The sequence below is a fragment of the Pedobacter heparinus genome (assembly GCF_032678725.1).
Taxonomy (GTDB): domain Bacteria; phylum Bacteroidota; class Bacteroidia; order Sphingobacteriales; family Sphingobacteriaceae; genus Pedobacter; species Pedobacter heparinus_A.
The window spans coordinates 166613-188660 of the sequence record NZ_JAVTSC010000008.1; the positions used below are offsets into that span (position 1 = coordinate 166613).

Consider the following 22048-nt stretch of genomic DNA (forward strand, 5'->3'; position numbering starts at 1 on the left):
ACAAGGTGCTAATAAAAAGCAGATTTTTAATTCGCCCTATGATCATAATGCAATATCGATGTGGACATCAATAAAGCCATCATTCGCTTTATTGGGGATCTGGAATATTTGTTTTGGGCTCGCTTTGAAAGAAAAAATGTTGTTCCGTACCTCATCAATGGCAAGGGGTAAGGTTTGCAGTTCATCTGTAATTACCGCTGTCGCTGTTAAATCCTCTTTGGGGTAATAAAAACGGCCATTAATACCTATTTCTGTAATTACCCTAAAGCCACCCCTTACTGCATTGCGATGCGTAGCCGGTGCAGTTAAACCAAAAAGTGTGGTTAAACCAATTAAACTCGATAAGGCTACACTTACCTGACTTAAAAATAAACTACCCACACCAAGGCCGGCAATTTCCCAGGAGTTCCATACCCCACAAAGTTCGCCTGTCCCCTTTGGAGTCCGTTCGCTTACCATTGCATGGATTCTACTATCCATATAGCCCACGGCTTCCTCAATAGGAAGCGGATTAATGCCATTTGCCTGATGAATCCTCGAACCAGCAAGTGCTTTGCCGTTTTCTTCTGCGCTTACCAATACTGCGTAAACGTCAGGGTTAAGAACCCAGTCTATCTTTGCAGATGTAATTTTAGTAATACCAAATATCTCTAATACGTGTGTGTGTCCTTCAATAAATTTCATACAGGCCGCCCGATCGTCTACGGCCCTGAAAGCTTTAAAATAAAGCTTATTGATCTGCGGTTTATGCTGTTCCAATGGATAAAGTTTTATTTAAAGGTTTTCTAATTGTACGTTGTGGTGATGATTCTGCTTTAAATATTCTAAACAGGAATATTTCTGCAATATTATCAGTTATTTTAAACAAATGTTTGAATTTCTGATGTAAATTGAAAATTTGCTTTCTACTTTCTTCGGGCAGATCATTTAATTCCTGAAAATTATTCTTGTAAAAGAAGATTAATGGAACGTTTACGGGGTGTATCTGATAGCCTAATGCTGTGGCAGCCAGCCACATCTTTTCGGCAGCCATACCGCCTCTCAAATAATTTAGCGGGTTGCTTTCTGGAAAGGTAATTAAGCCAATTGCAGGGGAAGATTGGAATTGTTTAAGCGCAAGTTTTTTAAAGGCGCTGCCGCCTTTTATTTTTTTCAGGAACTGGACGGCCTTTTCATCTTTCATTAACCTTAGACCTATCTGGTCGTTATTGCTCAGGTCCAGGGTATTTATGCCAATGCCATCTTCAGTTTCGACGATTTCTTCTTTGTTCCAGCGCATTTCCTTGTTGATAAAATCATCATGTGCTTCAGGGATGAACATCCTCAGCAAATCTGCTTCTCCTGAAATATCGCCCAATGTCATTTTGTCTTCCGGATCAGTAATCCATTGCAGGTTAATTTCTGTGCCTGAAATAATGGCCTCCAGTTTTGCCAGGTCGGCTTCATTAATTTCAGCTGTCAGGCCGGTTTTTCGGTTGGTATGCCGGTTTGGAATATGGGCCGCCAGCCGTTGTTCTTCCTCACTGGCCTGATGCTCACCTGTGAAATTAAAAAGAGCAATATGGTCGGGGAAATACTCAGGTGTAAACTTCCAGGTTACTCCGAGTTTATTTATGGCGGCTTCGAGTAATAAATTTTCTATGGCCGCACCTAATGAAGTGTACGAAGAAATGTAATCCGGATCCAGGTAAGCACCCGAAACATTTTTGTTCATAAACAGGTGTAAAGTTCTCTGTTCATAGTGCCAGTGCCACGGCTGGTTGTTCCCTCCTGATGGCGCCTTTCCAGCTGCGTCAATTAGTTTACTAATTACTGCATCCGCAATCAGCTCGGCATCTGTACTTGTACTGAGCTGGTGAGTAGATAAATAGCTTTCAATTTCCGAAATATCGAGTTGCTTTCCGGTAAGCTCCTTAGCCCGTTCCTTTACGGGTTTTTCATCTGTGATCAGCTCATCAATATCAATGAAAAAACGGCCAGATACCTTTAAATTACCCAATAATATTTTTCTGGAAATATCGGCGGTAATCCCGCCACCATAGGTAACTGCACTGGCCAGCTGAGGCCAGGTAGAAATGGTAGTCATGATCTCGATAGCCGAGGCTTTCATTCTTGGAGACAAGGTCTCCACGCCGGTAACAGGGGCAATATAAGGCAATTTTTCATCTAAACTTTTTAAGGTTTTAAATGCACTCATGTCCATGTGGGCTACGTACCCGTGTAAAACAGGCCTGTCCGGTTCCAGATCAAAACGCTCAATATCGATCGTACATCTGTCGCTACCTTCCATTAAGACCGGGATGTTCAGTGCTTTGGCTTTTTCCCTGGCGCTGATTTTTACATCAAAACTGTCGCATTCATCAATTAGAAGATCAAGCTTGCCATTTTCAGTTAAAAAGGCATCAATATTCTGTTCTGTAATGCCTTCATGAAAGCAAATTACTTTTAAATAAGGGTCAAGCTCAGCAATTTCACGTGCTACAATAACCGTTTTCTGAAGATGTATATTATGTACACCGGTCCTGATTCGGTTTAAGTTGGAAAGATCAAGTTCGTCAAAGTCTGCAATGCGTAACTCTCCGAAACCCCTTTCAATAGCGAGGGTCAGGGATACAGATTGTCCAACAGACAATCCCATTACACCAATTTTCTTTTTTGAAAGTTCCAGCTGTTCTTCAGCCGTTATTTTATGCTTGTTCCTGTTTGTCCTTACTACCACAAATTCTTCCTCATCCAGCAAGTGTACCAGCTTTTCAGACCATGGATAATACACCCATATTCCGTAGTCTTCCAAGGGGGTATGGCCAATGTGGTTTTCAACCAGTTTTTTTAATTCAGCGGATTGAATACCCGGCTTTAAACATTTTATCAGCTCTTCAATCTGAGCCTGAATGGTGTCAAATACCTGAATGTTTATATTATTTATTAAAAGATCTGCAAGTTTTTGCTTTTCGGTACTGTTTTTGGTATTAAGTAATAAGGGATTGTAAAGTGTATTAAATTGTTTCGTTTTGTGTATTCGCGCTTCTAAATCTAAATCAGGATAAGCTTGAGATTGCATTTTTTTAATGTATGTAAGCTATAAAAATAAAAAAAAATAGGTAAAATATTGAAAGAACTAAAAATAGGCTTTTAAGAGTAATAATAAAAAAGTATTTTTAACTTTTATTTCCAAACAAATGAATGTGAATATCCTTTATGTTGATGATGAACCTCATAATTTAAGTGCTTTTAAAGCTACTTACAGGAGGTTGTATAATGTTTTTACTGCCGAGTCTGCTGATGAGGGCAAAATTATTTTGGATAAGGAAGAAATTCATATCATCATTACTGACCAGAGAATGCCTAAAACCACTGGGGTGGAGTTCTTAGCTTCGATATTAGAGAAGCACCCTGACCCAATAAGAATGATTCTTACAGGGTATACGGATATTGATGCAGTAATCGATGCAATCAATAAAGGGCAGGTATACCGTTACATTCAAAAGCCATGGATGGAGGCTGATCTGAAAATCAACATCGAAAAAGCATACGAAATTTATATGCTGAGAAAAGAAAACAGAGATTTAACTGCAAAATTATTATTGGCAAATCAACAACTTGAGTTTTTATTAAGACAAAATCTTTTATCTTAGATATCCTAAAGGGGTATCTAAGAAATGTACAGATTGGTTTTAATTGTATGGGCGCTCTCGTGTTTCCCATTTAATAATGCGGAAGCCCAGAACACGTCAAATAAAGGAAAGGAGTTTTGGGTAGCTTATACCGGTCATATTGATGGTACAACATCCAAAATGTATTTGTACATCACTTCTGATGTAAGTACAACTGCAGAAGTAAGAATTGGTGGACAACACATTCCCGGTTCTCCATTTACCATTACAGCCAATCAGATTCAGGCGGTGCCCATAGACCCCGCAGTGCTCAATGTATATATCGGTTCATCTGATGTTACGGAGAATGGTAAGGCTATTCAGGTTATTGCCGAAAAGCCGGTAGTGGTTTATGCACATATTTTCAGAGCTGCCAGGTCCGGAGCCACACTAGTACTCCCAACCAAAGTATTGGGGAGAGAATACTATACCGCCAATTATGTTCAGAATAAACCGGGTGGTGCCAATCCTGTGGCTTATTCTCAATTTACCATCGTTGCAGTTGAAGACAATACCATTGTAGAGATTACCCCAAAAGCCAAAGAACTGAATAACCGCTATGCCGCCGGCCAAACTTTTCAGATAACTTTACAAAAAGGGCAAATTTACCAGTATCAGTCTGAAACTGACTTATCTGGTTCGCACATTCTTTCTATAGCGGATGCCAGCGGCATCTGTAAGCCAGTAGCGGTATTCTCCGGTAGCAGCTGGGTAGGGTTCTGCAGCAATGTTACGGGTTCGGGCTCTGGAGGGGATAATCTTTACCAGCAACTGTACCCAATAACGGCATGGGGGAAGGAATTTATAACTGCCCCATTTATCCGTAAACCATATGATGTATTCCGGGTATACTTTAGCAAGGACAATACTACGCTCAACGTTAATGGGACAAATAATCCATCTACCTTTAACAAAGGAACTTTTTACGAATTTAACTCCAGCGAAGCCAACACCATCAAAGCCTCTGAACCGATCAGTGTAGTGCAGTATCAGATTAGCCAGGGATGCGATCCCATGAACCAGGGTTCTGGCGGCAATAATCAACCTCCGCCTCCGCATCCCGGAGATCCGGAGATGACGGTGCTAAACCCGGTTGAACAAACTTTATCAAAAATCACGGTTTATTCTGCCCTGCAAAATCAAACTCAGCCACCTACCAGGATTACAGAGCATTATATCAATGTTATTATCAAGAATGAGTTTAAGTCCTCTTTTACCATCAATGGTATCGCTCCATTGGGTGTATTTGTCCCTATTGGAAATACGGGTTATTCCTATCTTCAGGAAGATGTGACTTCAGCTTCAGCGATTAATCCAACCCATACCTTGATGGCCGATGGGGGCTTTTCGGCCATTGCCTATGGTTATGGAAATGTAGAATCCTACGGATACCTGGCAGGAGCTGATGCTAAAAACCTCTATCAGAACCTACAGATTTCTGATGCCATTACACACATAGAAAAAACTGATGTTTGTGTGGGGGAAACTGCTGCTTTTAAATTGGTTTTACCTTATCTCGCCACCAATATTACCTGGACTATTGACGGTCTTGAAGAACCACCGCTGCTTAATCCTCAACCGGATGAAACCGCGGTATTAAATGGCATTACCGTATATCATTATAACTACGGACGTATACTTCCTTTTTCGCAACCTGGGCCACACACAATTAAAGTAACTTCCTTGAATCCAAATCCTGCAGGATGTGACCCTAATGAAGAGATTAGCCTAGATTTTGAGGTTTTTGATTTGCCAGTCGCCAAATTTTCCACTGGAACACAACAGGTTTGTACAGGACAGTCTGTTACCTTTACAGATGAAAGCAATCCAAATGGGAAGAACATCGTCAAATGGTACTGGGACTTTGGGGATGGTAACCCACCCGTTATACGCCGGTCGGCCGCTCCGTTTGAACACCAGTTTTCCAATAGCGGTGATTACCCGGTAACACTCTACGTAGAAAGCGAATCAGGTTGTGTTTCCACATCCAGTACCCCCACAACGATACACATCAGCAAGTTACCATTGGCCGGGTTCAAATTTACTACTCCTTCCTGCGAAACCCGTACCATTACTTTTACAGATCAGTCGGTAGCCAGTGAAGGTATTATCAGCAAATGGAATTGGACCTTTGGTGACACAAATGCAGCTGGAAGCAATCCTGATGTTTCGACAGACCAGCATCCTGTTCATACATTTTCGGTTCCGGGTACCTATAAAGTTACTTTAACTGTAGAAACAGATAACGGTTGTATAAGCACTGTGCTGGAACAACAAGTGGTGATTAACAACCTACCTTTAAATGATTTTGATACGCCAGATGCCTGTGTGAATGACAATGCCGTAACATTTCACAATAAATCGACCAATCCTGATGGAACAAAAACAGGATTAACTTATTCATGGAACTTTGGCGATCCAGCTTCCGGGACAGCAAATACTGCAACCACTACGGATGGCATACATCAATATACTTCAGCGGGCAATTATAATGTAACGCTTACCGTAACTACGGCTAAAGGCTGCAGTTTTACCGAAGCAAGGCCATTCAGGGTAAACGGAGCAACCCCATCTGCATCCTTCCAGGTACTCAATGAAGTTAATTTGTGCAGTAACAAGGATTTCCTGGTAAAAGACGGCTCAACTATTGCCGGTTTTGATAACATTACCAGGCTGATCTGGTATATTGATGACCTAAAGGTTTTGGAAAAACAACATCCGGTAAGCAACGATACCTACGCTTTAAATTATCCGGCTTTTACCAGTCCGCTTACCAAAACGGTGCAGTTAAAATTAATTGCCTACTCGGGCGACGTAAAGGGGCCATGTCAGAATGTAAGTCTACAGGATATCGTGATGCATGCTGCTCCGGCTGTAAAATTTGATGCCCTGGCACCGGTATGTATAAATGCAGGGAAAATTCAGCTACTGGCTGAAGAATCTGGCGATGTGATGGGGAACGGTGTTTTTTCAGGGAAAGCTGTAACCAGCGTGGGGCTGTTCGATCCGCTCCGTGCGGGCCTGGGTACCTGGGACATTACTTATACTTATACCGCTGACAATGGCTGTCTGGATGCCAAAACGCAGTCTGTAGTAGTCAATCCGATTCCTAAGATAAACATTGCAAGCGATCTTTATGGATTTATTGATGGTACTATAGCCGTAAACGCCTCAGTAACTGAACCTGGTTTGAGATTTAAATGGTCGCCAGCAACAGGCTTAAGCAGGGACGACATTTTAAACCCAATAATTACTGTTGACGATGACAGGATATATACGCTCACTGTCAGTTCTAGCTTAAGCTGTGATGAAACGGTACAGGTAAGGCTGCATGCTTTAAGAGAGATTGTTCCGCCAAATGCTTTTAGCCCCAATGGCGATGGGGTAAATGATGTATGGAGAATTAACCATCTTGAGTCCTATCCCAATGTCACTGTTGATGTTTTTAACCGGTATGGTGAAAAAGTTTTTTTTAATCAGGGATATTCGATACCTTTTGATGGCAATTATAAAGGGAAACAGTTGCCGGTTGGAACCTATTATTATATGATCAATCCAAGAAACGGGAAAAAGATAATCACTGGCTCATTAACATTGATAAGATAAAGATGAGGTGCTCAATTTTAATGATTTTGGTATTATTGGTATATTGGCTGCCCGTTAAAGCGCAGCAAAAGCCCCAATACACCCAATACATATTTAACAACTACCTGTTAAATCCCGCAATTAGCGGGATAGAAAATTATGCCGATGTAAAAGTAGGCTACCGGAAACAATGGGCAGGTATAGAAAATGCACCACAAACCTCATTTGTTACCGCCCACTGGAACATGGGTAGCGATTACCTATGGAGAAACGCGCTTTCATTGCCCGACAAAGGCGATGACCCCATGAGCAGGAATTACATGCAAAATTACACTGCTTCACCTGCGCATCACGGCATGGGAGTTACTGCTGTTTACGACGAAGTAGGCCCCTTATCTCGATTGGATGCAAACCTGACTTATGCCTATCACCTCCGGCTAAACCATACCTTAAATCTATCAGTAGGACTGGCAGCAGGGATAAGCAGGATTGCACTAGATATCAATTCTTTAAAATTCGAAGATCAGAGCCTTGTTGATCCAGCCGTTTCCAATGGCATTGCAAGCCAACTTAAACCCGATCTGGGCTTAGGTTTATGGCTTTATGGAGGACGTTTTTTTGCAGGTGCATCAGTTCAGCAATTACTATCACAGAAGCTTTCCTTTACCAGCGATCCAAATTATACCACCGGAAAAGAGGTGCCTCATTTTTTTGTTACTGCCGGTTACCGATTGTATGTGGACGATGAAATATCGGCAATACCTTCAGTAATGTTTAAACAAGTAAGTCCGGCTCCGGCTTCCATAGATGTGAACCTGAAAATTGCATTTAAAGAGCGCTTTTGGCTGGGCGGAAGTTATCGTAAAAACGATTCGTTTTCTGCGCTGGCGGGCGTTAATATCAGCAAACTCGTAAACCTTACCTATGCTTACGATTTCACCACTTCGGGCTTAAATCAGGTGAGCAATGGAAGTCACGAAATTGTACTAGGCTTACAATTAAACAATGTTTACGAAGTTTTTAGCACCACCAGGCTGTGGTAGGCATTTAAATTATAGTTCTTTTCTTAACCTGGCTACCGGAATATTCATTTGCTCCCTGTATTTGGCAACTGTTCTCCGGGCAATATTATAGCCTCTTTCTTTTAGAATTTCAGTAAGTTTTTCATCCGCCAGGGGCTTGCGTTTGTCTTCATTGCCGATACAATCTTCCAGTATCTTCTTTACTTCTTTATTGGATACCTCTTCGCCACTTTCTGTCTGGATTGCTTCAGAGAAAAACGATTTTAACAGAAACGTACCGAATTCTGTTTGTACATATTTAGAATTGGCCACACGTGAAACCGTAGAAATGTCCATGTCTATTTTATCGGCTATATCCTTCAATATCATCGGGCGCATTTTACGCTCATCACCGGTTAGCAGATACTCATACTGATACTGCATAATGGCATTCATAGTTTTAAGCAAGGTTTGCTGTCTTTGTTTAATGGCATCAATAAACCATTTGGCTGAATCCAGTTTTTGCTTTACAAACTGTACCGCTTCTTTTAATTTCTTGTCTTTTTGGGCAGCTTTATCATAATGGTCAAACATATCGATATAGGACCGGCTCACCCTTAATTCAGGCGCATTTTTTGAGTTCAGTGTAAGGATCAGCACACCATCATTGTTAGATACATGAAAGTCAGGGATAATCTGTAGCTGTTTGGTGGTCACCTGGTTGGAGTCACCCGGTTTAGGGTTAAGCCTTAATATTTCAGCAATGATCTCTTTTAAATCCTCGCTGTTCAGGTTCAGGGATTTTTCGAGCTTATCGTAATGTTTCCTGGTAAACTCATCCAGGTAATTCTCCACGATCAGAATGGCTTTTTGAATGATGAGGTTATTTGGGTCTTTGCGTTTTAACTGCAAAGTAAGGCATTCCTGTAAGTCCCTGGCTGCAATGCCCGGTGGATCAAAATGCTGAATCACTTTTAACATCTCCAGTACATCTTCCTCTTCCACCATAACGTTTTGAGAGAAGGCCAGATCGTCAATCATCGAGGTGATGGGTCTTCTTAAATAACCATCGTCGTCCAGGCTGCCTATGATCTGCTTACCAATGATGAAATCCTGATCAGAAAGCGGTACCAGGTCTAACTGCTCCTGTAAACTTTCAAAAAATGTACTTTCAATCGCTATAGGTGTTTCCTTTTTTTCCTCATCATCGTCATTGTTATTATATGATGTGCTATAATCATTTACATCATCATCCTGTAAATAATCATCAACATTAAATTCATCTGTACTTTCTTCCTTGTTGCCGGCATCAAAATCCTCTGGTGTATCGTTCAGATCATCGTATTCTCCCTTAGGTTCTTCAGCGATCATTAAACTTGGATCTTCCAGTGCCGGATTTTCTTCCAGTTCTTCTTTTATGCGGGTATCTAATGCAACGGTTGGTACTTGCAGCAGTTTAATAAACTGGATTTGCTGCGGAGATAATTTTTGAAGTAATTTTTGTTGAAGATGTTGTTTTAGCATAAAATGATAAGCAGGAATTTAATGTACCCGTTTCAAAAATACACATTTCAGACAGATAAAAGTAATTACGGAAAGATAAATCAATGATTGTATTGATAAACAGCTGCAGTTAAATGTAAATTAACGGGTCGATATCACTTAGCTTAAGCCATACCACATTTGGAAGTGAAATTATTTTGTGCGTATTTTAGCAGCAACAAACCTGCTAAACTGAATCAAATGATGAAATTAATGCTGACGAGCATTTTAATGTTTTTTATAACTGTTTTTGCCAACATGCTTTATGCGCAAACAGATCACATCATTAATAATGACAATATCAAAATTATGGGTGAGGTAAAAAGCCACAGCGTAGATAAGGTGAAATTTATGCCCGTAGGGGAAAAGAAAGTGCAGAAGTTTAATGCACAGCAAATTAAAGAAGCCTACCAGGCAGGACATGGGTTATTCAGGTCTGTAATTACTGCTAATGGTAAAAAACCTTCCTTTTTGCAGGTGCTGGAAGATGGTAAAATAAAGTTATATGAATATTACAAGGGCACAATGATGTATAGCACCCCCGCATATGGCGGAGGAATGGCAGGGGGTGGTATGGGCTTTGGTACCGTATATAACAATACGAAAAAACGATGGTATGCACAGAAGGATGGTGGAGAAGTAGTTGAGGTCAAATCGAATGGGATATGGGGCAGCAGAAAGGACAGAAAGGATAATTTTTTAAACATGATAAAGGACAACGCACATGTGACGGGACGTTACGAGAAAGCAGATAAATTTAGTTTTGATTTTGTACAGTCGCTGATTGTGGAATATAACAACCTGAAAGCTATACCCTGAATAAATTCCTATTGTTCCTATTTGAAAAATAATTTATAAATGTTTAAAAAATGGTATGATTTTTATAAATTAGAGTAGACTAAAACAACTAAATATGGGATTTGTTAAAGAATTTAAAGAATTTGCAATTAAAGGTAGTGTAATGGACCTGGCTGTCGGTGTAATCATCGGCGGTGCATTTGGTAAAATCATTGACAGTGTTGTGAACGATTTGGTGATGCCGTTAATTTCGGCAGTTATCGGATCTGTAGACTTCAGCAATATGTATGTGGTTTTAAAAGGAACTGTAACAGAAGGTATGGCGCTTGTTGATGCAAGAAAGGTACCTGGCACTGTGGTTTTTGCATATGGTAACTTCATTACCGTAGCCATTAATTTTCTGTTGCTGGCTCTGGCGGTATTTATGCTGGTTAAAGGGATCAATTCGTTGAAACGCAAACAGGAAGCTGCTCCGGCTGCACCTGCAGCTCCATCACAGGAACAGGTATTGCTGACAGAGATCAGAGATCTGCTCAAAACAAAATAGATCAAAGCATTTTTTATACACCCGGATTGGTTATTGTAAGGTAGCCATCCGGGTGTTTTTGTTTCTGGATGTTTTGCTGTGAAATAATTTTCACCGGTGAAATAGCGGGCTTTACCGACTGTAAGTAATTATATACGTAACTCCCCTATGTTATGGTGATGGGTCTGTATACTTTTGATAAAGGATTAATAAAAAAATGGAAGAGATTAAGGATAAAAATTCGGATGCGCTAAAGCATAATAATTCAAGCAGAATTTGTGGAGGGTTGATCATTATTGGGGTGGGATTAGTATTCCTGTTGAAAAGCCTGGGATACGATGTTCCGGAATGGTTAATCAGTTGGCCGATATTACTGATCATCGTTGGGCTTTTGATTGGGTATAAGCGAAATTTTAACGGTCCCGGATGGATGATTATGATCCTCCTGGGTATCTTTTTTACGGCAAGGGCAATTATAGATTTTGACATTTCAAAATACTATTTGCCAATGATATTTATCATTTTGGGACTGGTGTTGCTTTTGAAGCCTAAGCGGTCGGCCCTTGACCGCGACAGGCGCTGTAAAGCCCGGTGGAAAAACAGGATGAGAAGGAAATATGCGGCTATGGGCGACCTGAACATTCCGGGGGAGGAAGGGAGCCCGGAAAATGATGGAAATGGGGTTAAATCTGTCGGACCAGATAAAAACGACATTTTGGAATCGGTTAACTTTTTTGGGGGCAGCCACCAGAAAGTGTACTCGCAAAAATTTAAGGGTGGGGATGTGATCGCTGTTTTTGGCGGGGCAGACATCAATTTAACGCAGGCAGATTTTGAAGGGGTGATCAAACTGGATGTGGTGGCCATATTTGGCGGGGTGAAGATCATTATTCCGCCAGGATGGGAAGTGAAATCGGAAGTGACTGCCATATTTGGCGGCATAGACGACAAGAGGACGCTTGGTGTGGCGGCGGTTGAACCGCGCAAAGTATTAATTATTGAGGGGGTGGCTATGTTTGGGGGAGTTGATATCAGAAACTTTTAAAATACATGAAGATGAAGTGGTTTGTAGTAAGGTATATTTATCAGATCATTACCGGCGAAGGTAATCATGCACCGCAATTTGACGAACAGTTAAGGTTAATCGTTTCCACGGATAATGCCGATGCGCTTTTTAAGGCCGAAGCCCAGGCAGAGGGTTTTCACTTGCCTTTTAGAAATTGCAGAGGCGAAATGGTAACCTGGAATTTCATCTGTGTGGCAGATCTTTATGAGATCCAGTCTCCTACAGATGGTGCAGAGCTGGCTTCTGTGCTGCATGAACCAGCCGATGTAGATGCATTTTTAGATAGTGTAAACCAACATAAGGCTTATCTGCAGCAACTGTTACCATTTTCAACACCCTCAATTAAGTTATTTTGACAAATACTCCATTATCAGTCCGCAAGATCAGGAAAATTGCTGCTATAATTTTTTTTGGCTGGGTATTGATATTTATTTGTCTTTTTTACGGTACGCTTAATTTCAGTCTGGCAATCTCCATCACTGATAGTGTGGTGACTAACAGCATGCTGGCCCTGGTCTGCATCATTTTAAGTAATTTGCTGGGCTATTATCAACCCAAAAATGAAACCATCATTTTTGTGCTCGCGCTTACCTTTATCAAGGCCCTTTTCATTACTTTTATGAGCAGGTTTATACTTGGTCTGTTCTTTGCAGACGAAAGTACTTATTTAAACTTTCTGAATTTTTCCCTTACAGTACGCTTTCTTATTTTATTTGTGTTTCTAGCCTGGTTTGCACTGGCCAATATTTTATGGTACCGGCTGGAAGAACAATCGGCCACCCAGGAAAGATTGCTGGCGGCACAAAATCTGAGCAAAGAAGCCGAATTAAATAAACTTCGCCATCAGCTGCAACCGCATTTTTTGTTTAACAGTTTAAATTCAGTTTATGCTTTAACTATGGTTAATCCTAAAGAGGCAGGAATAATGATTACCAAGCTGGCTTCTTTTTTAAGAGGAACTTTAAAAAGAGATGATGAGGTTTGGGTAAGCGTGGCAGAGGAAATGGAGTATATAGGATTATATCTGGACATAGAAAAAGTACGTTTTAGCCACAGGTTAAATATCGACGTGAAAATAGCTGAAGAAACGCTAAGTTTACGATTACCCGGAACACTTTTACAGCCTATTGTGGAAAATGCCATTAAATTTGGATTGTACAATACAGCTGCAGCGATCACCATTTCGCTTGATGTAAAATTGCAGCACAACCATTTAGTGATCAGGGTACAAAACCCTTTTGATCCGGAAATAAAAGCAGCAGGTGGGACAGGATTTGGCTTAACTGCTATACGCCGGAGATTATACCTGTTATTTGCAGATGAAAGATTGCTTAAAACAGATGTGATGGAAGAAAATATATTTGTAACGACCCTTAAAATACCCCAGCAGCATGATAAGAACGATATTGATTGACGATGAACCCTTAGCGAGAGATGTAGTTAAGCACTATTTGAAGCTTTTTCCGGAGGTGGAGGTTGTAGCCGAATGCAGCGATGGTTTTGAGGGAATAAAAGCGATCACGCAGCACCAGCCGGATTTTATATTTCTGGATATTCAGATGCCTAAAATTAGTGGTTTTGAAATGTTGGAACTGGTAGAAAAACATCCGGCAGTGATATTTACCACTGCATTTGATGAATATGCAATTAAGGCTTTTGAGGTAAATGCAGTTGATTATTTGTTGAAGCCAATAGAGCAGGGCCGTTTTGAACAGGCTATGCAAAAACTCCCCTCCAGGTTGAATCATACTGATGCCGTTACACAGGAACTGCTCGATGTTGCTGCACTCAGTCCGGCGCAGCACAACCGGGTGGTGGTTAAAAAGAACGGTGTGATTAAAATTATTGCTGTATCAGATATCCATTACCTGGAAGCAGATGATGATTATGTAAAACTGAGCACTGCTGAAGGGATTTACCATAAGAACAAAACCATGAGCTTTTTTGAACGGACCTTGGAACCCGGGCAGTTTATACGCATCCACCGTTCATACATTATCAATCTGGCCCAGGTTTCCAGGATCGAACTTAAAGAAAAGGACAGTTATGTGGTATTGTTGAAATCTGATATCTGGCTTCCGGTGAGTAAAACAGGCTATGTTAAATTGAAGTCAGCATTAGGTATGTAACTAACAATTAGGTTTTTGGAGCTGAAAAGTAATCGTTTTTTTTAGGAAAACAAAAACAACTTTAATTGTATTTGCAATTAAATAAAAATCGCCCTATATTTGCACCTCTTATTTAAAAATATTAGTCAAGATATAATACAGTTATGAAAAGAACATTCCAACCTTCGCAAAGAAAGAGAAGAAACAAGCATGGCTTCCGCGAAAGAATGGCTACAGCAAACGGTAGAAGAGTATTAGCTTCCCGTCGTGCAAAAGGAAGAAAAAGATTAACGGTTTCAAGCGAAGGCCGCCACAAAGCATAATTCGTTGATTGCAGCACTAGAAGTGTTGGCAGATCAGGATATCTGCAAATTTGCAATCAAAAAGATGAACACATTCCATAAAGAAGAACGGTTATGTAGCAGGAAATCATTAGACCTGCTGTTTAAAAACGGTTCTTCTTTTTTATTATACCCCTATCGCATATCGTATTTGCTGATTGCAGAAACCCGGCGTTTTCCTGCGCAGGTAGTGATCAATGTAGCTAAAAAAAGATACAGGAGGGCGGTAGACAGGAATCTCATTAAGCGTCGCACCCGGGAGGCTTACCGTTTACAAAAGGAAAAGGAACTTTATGTCTTGCTTACTGATGTAGACCGCTTGTTATTGCTTTCCATACAGTTTGTAGGTAAAAAGATCTATGATTTTTCTTTTTTGGAGAAGAAACTGAGTACTGCTTTTAAACGTTTGTCAGCAGAACTGGAAGTTAAAAAGCCTAAAGAACAGGGATTGGGTGATGAGCTTAATTAAACAGTTGATTGGATGGTTCTTTTTAGGGCTGATTAAGTTATACCAGTGGCTTTTGTCGCCTTTGCTGGGCGCAAGTTGCAGGTTTACACCTACCTGCTCTCAGTATGGAATAGAGGCGATCAAAAAACATGGCCCTTTTAAAGGTGGCTGGCTTACCTTAAAACGCATCGGACGTTGCCATCCCTGGGGTAGTCATGGTCATGACCCTGTTCCCTGATTTTTTTATTCTATTAATTTTAATATCCATGGCTACGATACTTCAAATTGAAACCGCTACACAAGTTTGTTCTGCTGCTATTTCCAGAGATGGGGAAACCATTGCTTTAAAAGAAGAGATGGCCAGTAACATTCATGCAAGTAGTTTAACCTTGTTTATTAAAGCGGCAATGGATAATGCGAAATTGGCTTTTACTGATTTGGATGCAGTAGCGGTCAGTAAAGGACCTGGTTCATATACGGGGTTAAGGATAGGGGTTTCAACCGCAAAAGGCCTGTGTTATGCCCTTGATAAGCCACTGATTGCAATCGATACCTTAAAAATGATGGCAGCTGGTTTTCTAAAGTTGAATACTGGTTATGCAGGCCTGATTTGCCCGATGATAGATGCCCGGCGGATGGAAGTATTTACTGCTGTATTTGACGGTCATTTAACTAACCTGGTGCCTACTGTAGCCAAGATCATAGATGAACAGAGTTTTGTTGAGCTAAGCCCGGCTCAGTTTGCCTTTATTGGTGATGGCGCAATGAAATGCCATTCTGTTTTACAACAGACAAATGCTGTTTTTATGGAGTCGAATTTTAATTCCGCAGCGAATATGAGCAATCTTGCAAATAAGGCTTATTTAGCAGGGCAATTTGAAGATATCGCTTATTTTGAGCCTTTTTACCTGAAGGATTTTATACTAACTACACCGAAAAAGAAGGTTTAGCTATTTTTTCTTTGAAAATACGCTGAATAAGCGCTGAAAGAAGCTTTTCTGTTCATCACCTATCCCCGGCATGGTACTGCTGTTTTGAGGATGCTCTACCGTATTGCCAAATTTAAAGCCAAGTCCCATATAAAAAGAAGCGCCGTTATAGCCGCTGCCAATACCGGCATCTCTGTTAACAGCTCCATTAATTTGCGTTACGGTCTTGAATAAATTATCTGATCCAAGAAAGACTTCGAAATTTGGTGTTTGATACACTCCCTGCAAACCCACGAAAAACAGGTTGTTGAAATTATAGGCCGGGATGGCACTGATGGCAAGATCCCTGTATTTGAGTTTGTTTACAAAAGCTGCATCTCCGCCCTTATAAAATAGATTTTTTGAAATGATCAAACTTGGGGTATAGGTAAAATCAGTTGTAGAAAGGGTAAAGGCTTTGGAAAGCATGAAATCTATTTTGGCGTTAATCGGGCTATAAAAACTGGCGCTGTCAGATTCATCTGTGGCGACGTCAGCAATTTCATTATTGATCTGGGTAGATGATTTTTGAGACAGGTTTTGAATGTTTACAATTGAGTTGATCTTATTTATATAGGCACTCTTTCTCCATTTGATAAAACCCAGATCTTTGACGTTAGCCATTAGAAATACGCCACTTTTAGCCTGGTAACTGGTACCAAAACTAAAGGCCATTCCAGGATTTTTAAAGGTAGGTATCAGGTTTCGTGAGGACAGTTCATCTGTTTCTGTAAAACTGGCTTTATAGCTTCCCTTTACCCTGACATTGATGAGGTCATTTGCCGGATCGAGCAGCAGGTAGGAATCGGAAATGTTGAGTTTATTATAGGTGATACCACTTAACAGACTCAATTTAACCCCAAAAGCAATGCGCTTGTTGTAGTTCTCTCTGTAGGTCATGCTGAACTGATGGTAGGATTGCGCATAGCCATCATTGTTAAATACATCATCATATGGATTGGTGTCAAATCTTTTATAGGTATCCAGGATAGCCAGGGTTTCGTTGGTATAGTCTATATGGGCATCGCTGCGCAGCTGCCAGGAAAAGCCCAGTTCTTTTTGCCATTTATAGGACTTGAATATTCGAAAGGTAAGCAGGTAAATATTGATGTTTTCGTATGCTGAATTGATGTTGCCTGTTCTTAAGGGAAGATTTTGTGCATTGTATTTGCCTTCATTTATGGCCAGTCTGATCAGATCGGAATTGCCTTTGTTGGCGCCACTCAAACCAAAGTAAGGCAGGAAAAAGTTGGAAGCGAATTTTCTGGAGGAATCCAGTACAAAGGTTTTTTGTGCCGGGTTTTCAAAGCCATCAAAAAGGGTTTTGGTATTGAACAATCCATACTGTTGGGCCTTTGATAAAAAAGGGAGAAAAAAAAACAAGCAAAGTATAGTATACTTTTTTAACATAAAGGAGGATTGATATTATAAAGCTAAAGAATCTTTTTGTAAAACTTCCGGCTGTTTGTTGATTAATATATTGGTTTGAAATTTACCCTTATCTCCAGTCAGCTGATAAGTAAAGGAGTCATATTTTTTTAAGCCTTCTGTTGCACTGATGTGTTTATAATAGGACAAATAGATGTTTTTCCTGAAAATATCGGCCGCGTTGCGATGGTCTATATAGAAAGTAATGCTGGAGTTGCCTGGTAGTTGGTTGTTGGCACTAATGTAATTAGGCGTGTTGATCAAAAGTTTATTATTTTTGTAGCTGCTCAAAAAGGAGTGCAGAGTGCTGGGATTGTTAGCAACCACCATATAATTGTCTATAATGGTATAATAAGGCTTTTTGAAAGCGATAAACGGCGCTCCAAAATAAGCATAAAGCAGATCCGGTTCTTTAAATATTTTTATTTCTTCATCGTAATCGTTGCTCAGGTCTAAGAGCAGTTGTGTCATTTTGTCGCCATTGCTTAGGTTTATCGCCCCAATTTTTTCAGCTGTACTGAGCTGGAAGGTGATGAACTGGTTTTTAAAGTATTTCGGGAACAGATCCTCTGGGTTGAGGTGATATTTGCTGTTGATGCCTGTAAGCAGCATTGTTATCTTTTTATCCTCATGGCGATTTAAGAACCAGGTGTCAAGACTCTTTTTCCAATTGGAATAATTGTCTACCGCAAAAATGGTATAGGAAGCGGTATGATCCGGGAGGATGTTATTGATGGTGATTTTTTGAGCCTGCAGGTTGGAAAACAACTGGTAATAATTGTTTGGGTCATCGTTAACCGTGGTTCCCGTTAATAGTACTTTTTCATTGCTGAAATTATAGGTTAAGGCAGCAAAGGCATTCTGGTTGGTAAAAACTGCCAGTTCTCCGCTCAATTTGCCCGCAATGATGTTCTTCAATAACCGGGGTAGCTGGCTAAAATTAATATACAATTGGGCAAGGCTATTTTTAGTGAATCTTTTACTGGCCTGGATGTAAGCTATAAACTCAACGTTTTTTTTCTCTGGCGTTTTGGCAAGGGCAGCGGCAGTTTGTTGTTCTGAATTAGAAATGATGGCCAGCTTATCTTTTATGCCCAGGTAAAAGATACTGCTGTCAGCCAAAGTAAGCCGGGTCAGTTTGTTTACGGTTTCAATGCGGATGCCACTGTTTTTTATAGACTGGAACAACTGTGGGATATATTCCCGACTGCTGATCTGGGTGCAGCATAAAAAGTCTATATCCTGATTAGCATTTGGCACAAAACCGATGTATATATTTTGTTTATCGATCAATTGGTTCACCTTAGGTAAAGCAAGCAGGTGTTTTTTTAAGGAAGTAAGCTGTTTATATTGGTTCGCACCCAGTATTTCTTCAAACAGCTGCTGCTCTTTTAAAATGTCGGTAATTCCTTTTTCGTTTTCGAAGGAGAAAATGAAGGCGGAATTTGCTGTTGCAGACTGCAAACCAACATCGGTAGTGTGCTGGTCGGTATTGAGCTTGGAAAAATAGAGATAGGCCATTGTAACAATGGCTATAAACAGCAGGATAATACTAATGATGAGCTTCTTCATAAATACAATACAAATTTAACTGAATAGTTTGGTTATTTAATTTAATCGTTGTTATTACTCAGTAAATACAGGCATTTTCTTAATTTTGCAAGATAAAAGCCGATCTGTCATGAGTAAACGTATCCTCTTAACCGCATCATTGTTTGGTGCCATTGCTGTAATATTTGGTGCCTTTGGGGCGCATAGTTTAAAGAATGTGCTGAGTTCCGGATCGCTTGAAATATGGGCCAAAGGAGTGGAGTACCAGTTTTACCATACTTTTGCCCTATTGTTTCTTGCGCAGTTCGCTGCCGAAGATGATCCGCTGGTTAAATGGACTTATCGCTTTTTTACAATGGGTATCGTTTTCTTTTCCGGTTCCCTATATTTGCTGGCTACCAGGGATATTTTAAATATTGGTTTTGTGAACTTTATAGGCCCGGTGACACCCATTGGTGGTCTTTGTTTTATACTGGGCTGGTCATTGTTGTTTTTTGCAGCTTTAAAACGTAAATAGGAATGGCTGCTGAACTGCTGGAATTCAGCGAAAGAGAAACTTTATTTGTAGAGGTGATCTTACCTTTGTCACTCGCTAAAAACTACCTATATCGTGTGCCATTCGATTTAAATAACGAGGTTGCGGTTGGAAAACGCGTAGTAGTGCAGTTTGGAAAGAATAAAATTTATACCGCCTTAATTAAAACCATCAGCAAAACTGCTCCTGAACTTTACCAGGCCAAGTACATCATCGATGTGGTAGATGAGCAACCGGTAATTACCGGAACGCAATTGCAACTATGGGACTGGATGACTGGTTATTACCTGTGTAATGAGGGAGATGTTATGGCTGCGGCCTTGCCTACCGGCTTAAAACTTGCCAGCGAGACCATTATAGTGCTCAGGGAAGAGGGCTTGCAGGAAGAGGTTTTAACAGGCAAAGAAAGCATATTGATTGCTGCGCTAAACCTGCAGAAAAGGTTATCCATAGCTGATGTATCTGCTTTGCTTGGACAAAAAACAGTTTATCCGATCATCAATTCATTGCTGGAAAAAGGACTGGTATATATCGCTGAAGAGGTGGTAGAGAAATACAGGCCCCTGCTAAAATCCTTTGTTTCGCTCCATACTTTTTATCAGGAAGAAGAAAATTTAAAACAGCTGTTTGCTATCCTGGAACGTGCACCTAAACAGCTGAATGCACTGCTGACCTTCATAAAGCTATCCAGGCAACAAAATATGATCCCCAAATCTCAGTTGCTGGAAGAAAGTGATTGCGGACAGGCGGCCTTTAAAACCTTGCTGGATAAAGAAGTATTTACGGTAGAAAAACGGCCGGTAAGCCGGTTGAAGGAAAATGACGATGATTTTGTAATGAACTTTGAACTAAGTACCGCGCAGCAACAGGCTTTAAAGCAGACGGAGACGGAATTTGAGCAGAAAGACGTGGTGTTGTTGCATGGGATAACGGCATCGGGTAAAACCCAGATCTATATTAAACTTATCGAAAAGGCAATTGAAAAAGGGGGGCAGGTATTGTTTCTGCTGCCGGAAATTGCTTTAACTACCCAGATTGTTCAGCGGATTCAGCGTTATTTTGGAGATGCCATTGGTGTTTATCATTCTAAATTTAACAACAATGAGCGGGTGGAGATCTGGAATAAAGTGTTAAACGGCAAATACCGGGTAGTACTCGGCGCCAGGTCGGCCGTGTTTCTGCCCTTTAAAGAGTTGAAGCTGATTGTGGTGGACGAAGAGCACGAATCATCTTACAAGCAACAGGAACCATCACCCAGGTACCAGGCAAGGGATGTAGCTGTTTACCTGGCTCATTTGCATAAGGCAAAGGCTGTACTGGGTTCTGCTACACCAGCTATAGAAAGTTATTACAATGCCCTTAACCAGAAATATGGCCTGGTTACTTTAAATGAGCGCTTTGGAGGAGTAGAACTGCCACTGCATGAGGTAGTGAGCATCTCTGAAGAGACCAAGAAAAAAAAGATGGTTTCTTATTTTTCAGGTAAGCTGATCGACGAGATTACGATTGCCCTTGAGCAAAAAGAACAAGTGATCCTGTTCCAGAACCGAAGGGGCTATGCCACCATTCTGATCTGTGCAACCTGCGGTTATGCGCCTAAGTGTGTAAACTGTGACGTTTCCTTAACTTATCATAAAACCAGTGGTAAGCTGCATTGCCATTATTGCGGTTATCATCAAAGTAGCATTAACATTTGTCCGGCCTGTGGTTCTGTACATATAGAGCAGAAGGGATTTGGGACAGAAAGGGTGGAAGAGGAACTCAGCCTGATTTTTCCGGAAGCTAAAATTGCCCGCCTGGACGTAGACAGCACACGTACTAAGAATGGTTTACTGCAAATCATTACTGATTTTCAGGAAAAGAAAACGGATATCCTGATTGGTACGCAGATGGTTGCAAAAGGGCTTGATTTTGATAATGTTACCCTGATTGGGGTCATTAATGCAGATACTTTGTTGAACTACCCTGATTTCAGGGCATTTGAACGCAGTTACCAGCTGCTGGCACAGGTAGCAGGAAGGGCTGGAAGAAGAGATAAACAGGGCAAGGTAATTATACAAGCTTACGACGATTCGCATCGCATCATCAGGCAGGTGATGGAGAACCAGTATCTGGAAATGTACAGGGACGAACTGGCTGAACGCCTTCAGTTTCATTATCCTCCTTTTACAAGATTGATCTTTATCAACGTTAAGCATAAAGACCAGGACCTGTTAAATCTGGCTGCGCAGCGTTTCGCAACTGCGCTAAGGGCTCAGCTTGGTTCCAGGGTATTGGGCCCGGAGCAGCCAATGGTAGCCAGAATCAGGAATTATTACCTCAAACAGGTGATCATTAAAAGTGACAAAGACACCTCTATTCAGAAGGTGAAATCGGTCCTTAAAGAGGTAATTGTTCAGTTCCAGGCGGAAAAGGATTTCCGGACAGTGAACATCCAGGTAGATGTTGATCCTTAAAAATTATTGAGATTGATTCTGTGTTGATTAGGCGTTTTTAAC

General features: G+C 40.8%; 20 protein-coding genes. 15 read left to right on the forward strand and 5 right to left on the reverse strand.

Going from position 1 to position 22048, the window contains the following annotated elements:
- Nucleotides 1–42: 42 nt before the first annotated feature.
- Nucleotides 43–759: a hypothetical protein gene (locus tag R2Q85_RS13845; RefSeq protein WP_316812390.1), complete on the reverse strand. Its 717-nt coding sequence runs from the start codon at nucleotides 757–759 to the stop codon at nucleotides 43–45.
- Nucleotides 746–3061 carry an Rv1355c family protein gene (locus tag R2Q85_RS13850; protein ID WP_316812391.1) on the reverse strand — a complete coding sequence of 772 codons (2316 nt, stop codon included), beginning with the start codon at nucleotides 3059–3061 and terminating at the stop codon, nucleotides 746–748. Before R2Q85_RS13850 ends, R2Q85_RS13845 begins: the two co-directional genes overlap by 14 nt.
- A gap of 118 nt (nucleotides 3062–3179) precedes the next feature.
- On the opposite strand from R2Q85_RS13850, the gene R2Q85_RS13855 reads away from it, so the two are divergent.
- The 3 genes from R2Q85_RS13855 to R2Q85_RS13865 are packed head-to-tail and all read left to right on the forward strand — an operon-like array spanning nucleotide 3180 to nucleotide 8281.
- Complete coding sequence (locus R2Q85_RS13855; protein ID WP_316812392.1) at nucleotides 3180–3635, forward strand: response regulator; 456 nt, start codon at nucleotides 3180–3182, stop codon at nucleotides 3633–3635.
- A gap of 24 nt (nucleotides 3636–3659) precedes the next feature.
- A complete protein-coding gene (locus R2Q85_RS13860) occupies nucleotides 3660–7259 on the forward strand; it encodes a PKD domain-containing protein (RefSeq protein ID WP_316812393.1) in 3600 nt (1199 codons plus the stop codon).
- A 20-nt stretch (nucleotides 7260–7279) separates the two neighbouring features.
- On the forward strand, nucleotides 7280–8281 hold the full coding sequence (locus R2Q85_RS13865) for a type IX secretion system membrane protein PorP/SprF (RefSeq protein WP_316812394.1): 1002 nt from the start codon (nucleotides 7280–7282) through the stop codon (nucleotides 8279–8281).
- Nucleotides 8282–8290: 9 nt separating this feature from the next.
- Here R2Q85_RS13865 and rpoN read toward each other — a convergent pair whose 3' ends face one another.
- Nucleotides 8291–9763: an RNA polymerase factor sigma-54 gene (rpoN, locus tag R2Q85_RS13870; protein WP_316812395.1), complete on the reverse strand. Its 1473-nt coding sequence runs from the start codon at nucleotides 9761–9763 to the stop codon at nucleotides 8291–8293.
- 219 nt (nucleotides 9764–9982) lie between these two features.
- On the opposite strand from rpoN, the gene R2Q85_RS13875 reads away from it, so the two are divergent.
- The 10 genes from R2Q85_RS13875 (at nucleotide 9983) to tsaB (ending at nucleotide 16018) form a co-directional block, all read left to right on the forward strand.
- A complete protein-coding gene (locus R2Q85_RS13875; RefSeq protein ID WP_316812396.1) occupies nucleotides 9983–10600 on the forward strand; it encodes a hypothetical protein in 618 nt (205 codons plus the stop codon).
- A 94-nt stretch (nucleotides 10601–10694) separates the two neighbouring features.
- Nucleotides 10695–11126: a large conductance mechanosensitive channel protein MscL gene (mscL, locus tag R2Q85_RS13880; RefSeq protein ID WP_316812397.1), complete on the forward strand. Its 432-nt coding sequence runs from the start codon at nucleotides 10695–10697 to the stop codon at nucleotides 11124–11126.
- A 196-nt stretch (nucleotides 11127–11322) separates the two neighbouring features.
- Complete coding sequence (locus R2Q85_RS13885; protein ID WP_316812398.1) at nucleotides 11323–12150, forward strand: LiaF transmembrane domain-containing protein; 828 nt, start codon at nucleotides 11323–11325, stop codon at nucleotides 12148–12150.
- 11 nt (nucleotides 12151–12161) lie between these two features.
- On the forward strand, nucleotides 12162–12527 hold the full coding sequence (locus R2Q85_RS13890) for a DUF4288 domain-containing protein (RefSeq protein WP_316812399.1): 366 nt from the start codon (nucleotides 12162–12164) through the stop codon (nucleotides 12525–12527).
- Complete coding sequence (locus R2Q85_RS13895) at nucleotides 12524–13585, forward strand: sensor histidine kinase (RefSeq protein ID WP_316812400.1); 1062 nt, start codon at nucleotides 12524–12526, stop codon at nucleotides 13583–13585. The genes R2Q85_RS13890 and R2Q85_RS13895 overlap by 4 nt, the downstream gene beginning before the upstream one ends.
- Nucleotides 13563–14300, forward strand: a complete 738-nt coding sequence (locus R2Q85_RS13900) for a LytR/AlgR family response regulator transcription factor (protein ID WP_316812401.1) — start codon at nucleotides 13563–13565, stop codon at nucleotides 14298–14300. Before R2Q85_RS13895 ends, R2Q85_RS13900 begins: the two co-directional genes overlap by 23 nt.
- 143 nt (nucleotides 14301–14443) lie before the next feature.
- The gene (gene rpmH, locus R2Q85_RS13905) at nucleotides 14444–14602 is read left to right on the forward strand and encodes a 50S ribosomal protein L34 (protein ID WP_015807371.1); all 159 of its coding nucleotides are present in this window, start codon (nucleotides 14444–14446) and stop codon (nucleotides 14600–14602) included.
- Between the two features lie 64 nt (nucleotides 14603–14666).
- Nucleotides 14667–15089 (forward strand): ribonuclease P protein component, encoded by a 423-nt coding sequence (locus tag R2Q85_RS13910; protein WP_316812402.1) that lies wholly within the window; start codon nucleotides 14667–14669, stop codon nucleotides 15087–15089.
- Nucleotides 15076–15306 carry a membrane protein insertion efficiency factor YidD gene (gene yidD, locus R2Q85_RS13915; RefSeq protein WP_316812403.1) on the forward strand — a complete coding sequence of 77 codons (231 nt, stop codon included), beginning with the start codon at nucleotides 15076–15078 and terminating at the stop codon, nucleotides 15304–15306. The genes R2Q85_RS13910 and yidD overlap by 14 nt, the downstream gene beginning before the upstream one ends.
- A 28-nt stretch (nucleotides 15307–15334) precedes the next feature.
- Nucleotides 15335–16018 (forward strand): tRNA (adenosine(37)-N6)-threonylcarbamoyltransferase complex dimerization subunit type 1 TsaB, encoded by a 684-nt coding sequence (gene tsaB, locus R2Q85_RS13920; protein WP_316812404.1) that lies wholly within the window; start codon nucleotides 15335–15337, stop codon nucleotides 16016–16018.
- Here the strand turns inward: tsaB and R2Q85_RS13925 are convergent, their stop codons facing one another.
- Entirely contained in the window at nucleotides 16019–17374 is a 1356-nt protein-coding gene (locus R2Q85_RS13925) for a DUF5723 family protein (RefSeq protein WP_316812405.1), read from the reverse strand.
- 87 nt (nucleotides 17375–17461) lie between these two features.
- The gene (locus R2Q85_RS13930) at nucleotides 17462–19036 is read right to left on the reverse strand and encodes a hypothetical protein (RefSeq protein WP_316812406.1); all 1575 of its coding nucleotides are present in this window, start codon (nucleotides 19034–19036) and stop codon (nucleotides 17462–17464) included.
- A gap of 109 nt (nucleotides 19037–19145) precedes the next feature.
- Here R2Q85_RS13930 and R2Q85_RS13935 point away from each other — a divergent pair, with 109 nt between their 5' ends.
- Together R2Q85_RS13935 and priA are read left to right on the forward strand one after the other, a co-directional pair.
- Nucleotides 19146–19532, forward strand: coding sequence for a DUF423 domain-containing protein (locus R2Q85_RS13935; RefSeq protein ID WP_316812407.1), 387 nt, complete (start codon nucleotides 19146–19148; stop codon nucleotides 19530–19532).
- Nucleotides 19533–19534: 2 nt separating this feature from the next.
- Nucleotides 19535–22006: a primosomal protein N' gene (gene priA / locus R2Q85_RS13940; protein ID WP_316812408.1), complete on the forward strand. Its 2472-nt coding sequence runs from the start codon at nucleotides 19535–19537 to the stop codon at nucleotides 22004–22006.
- The last annotated feature ends 42 nt before the right edge of the window (nucleotides 22007–22048 follow it).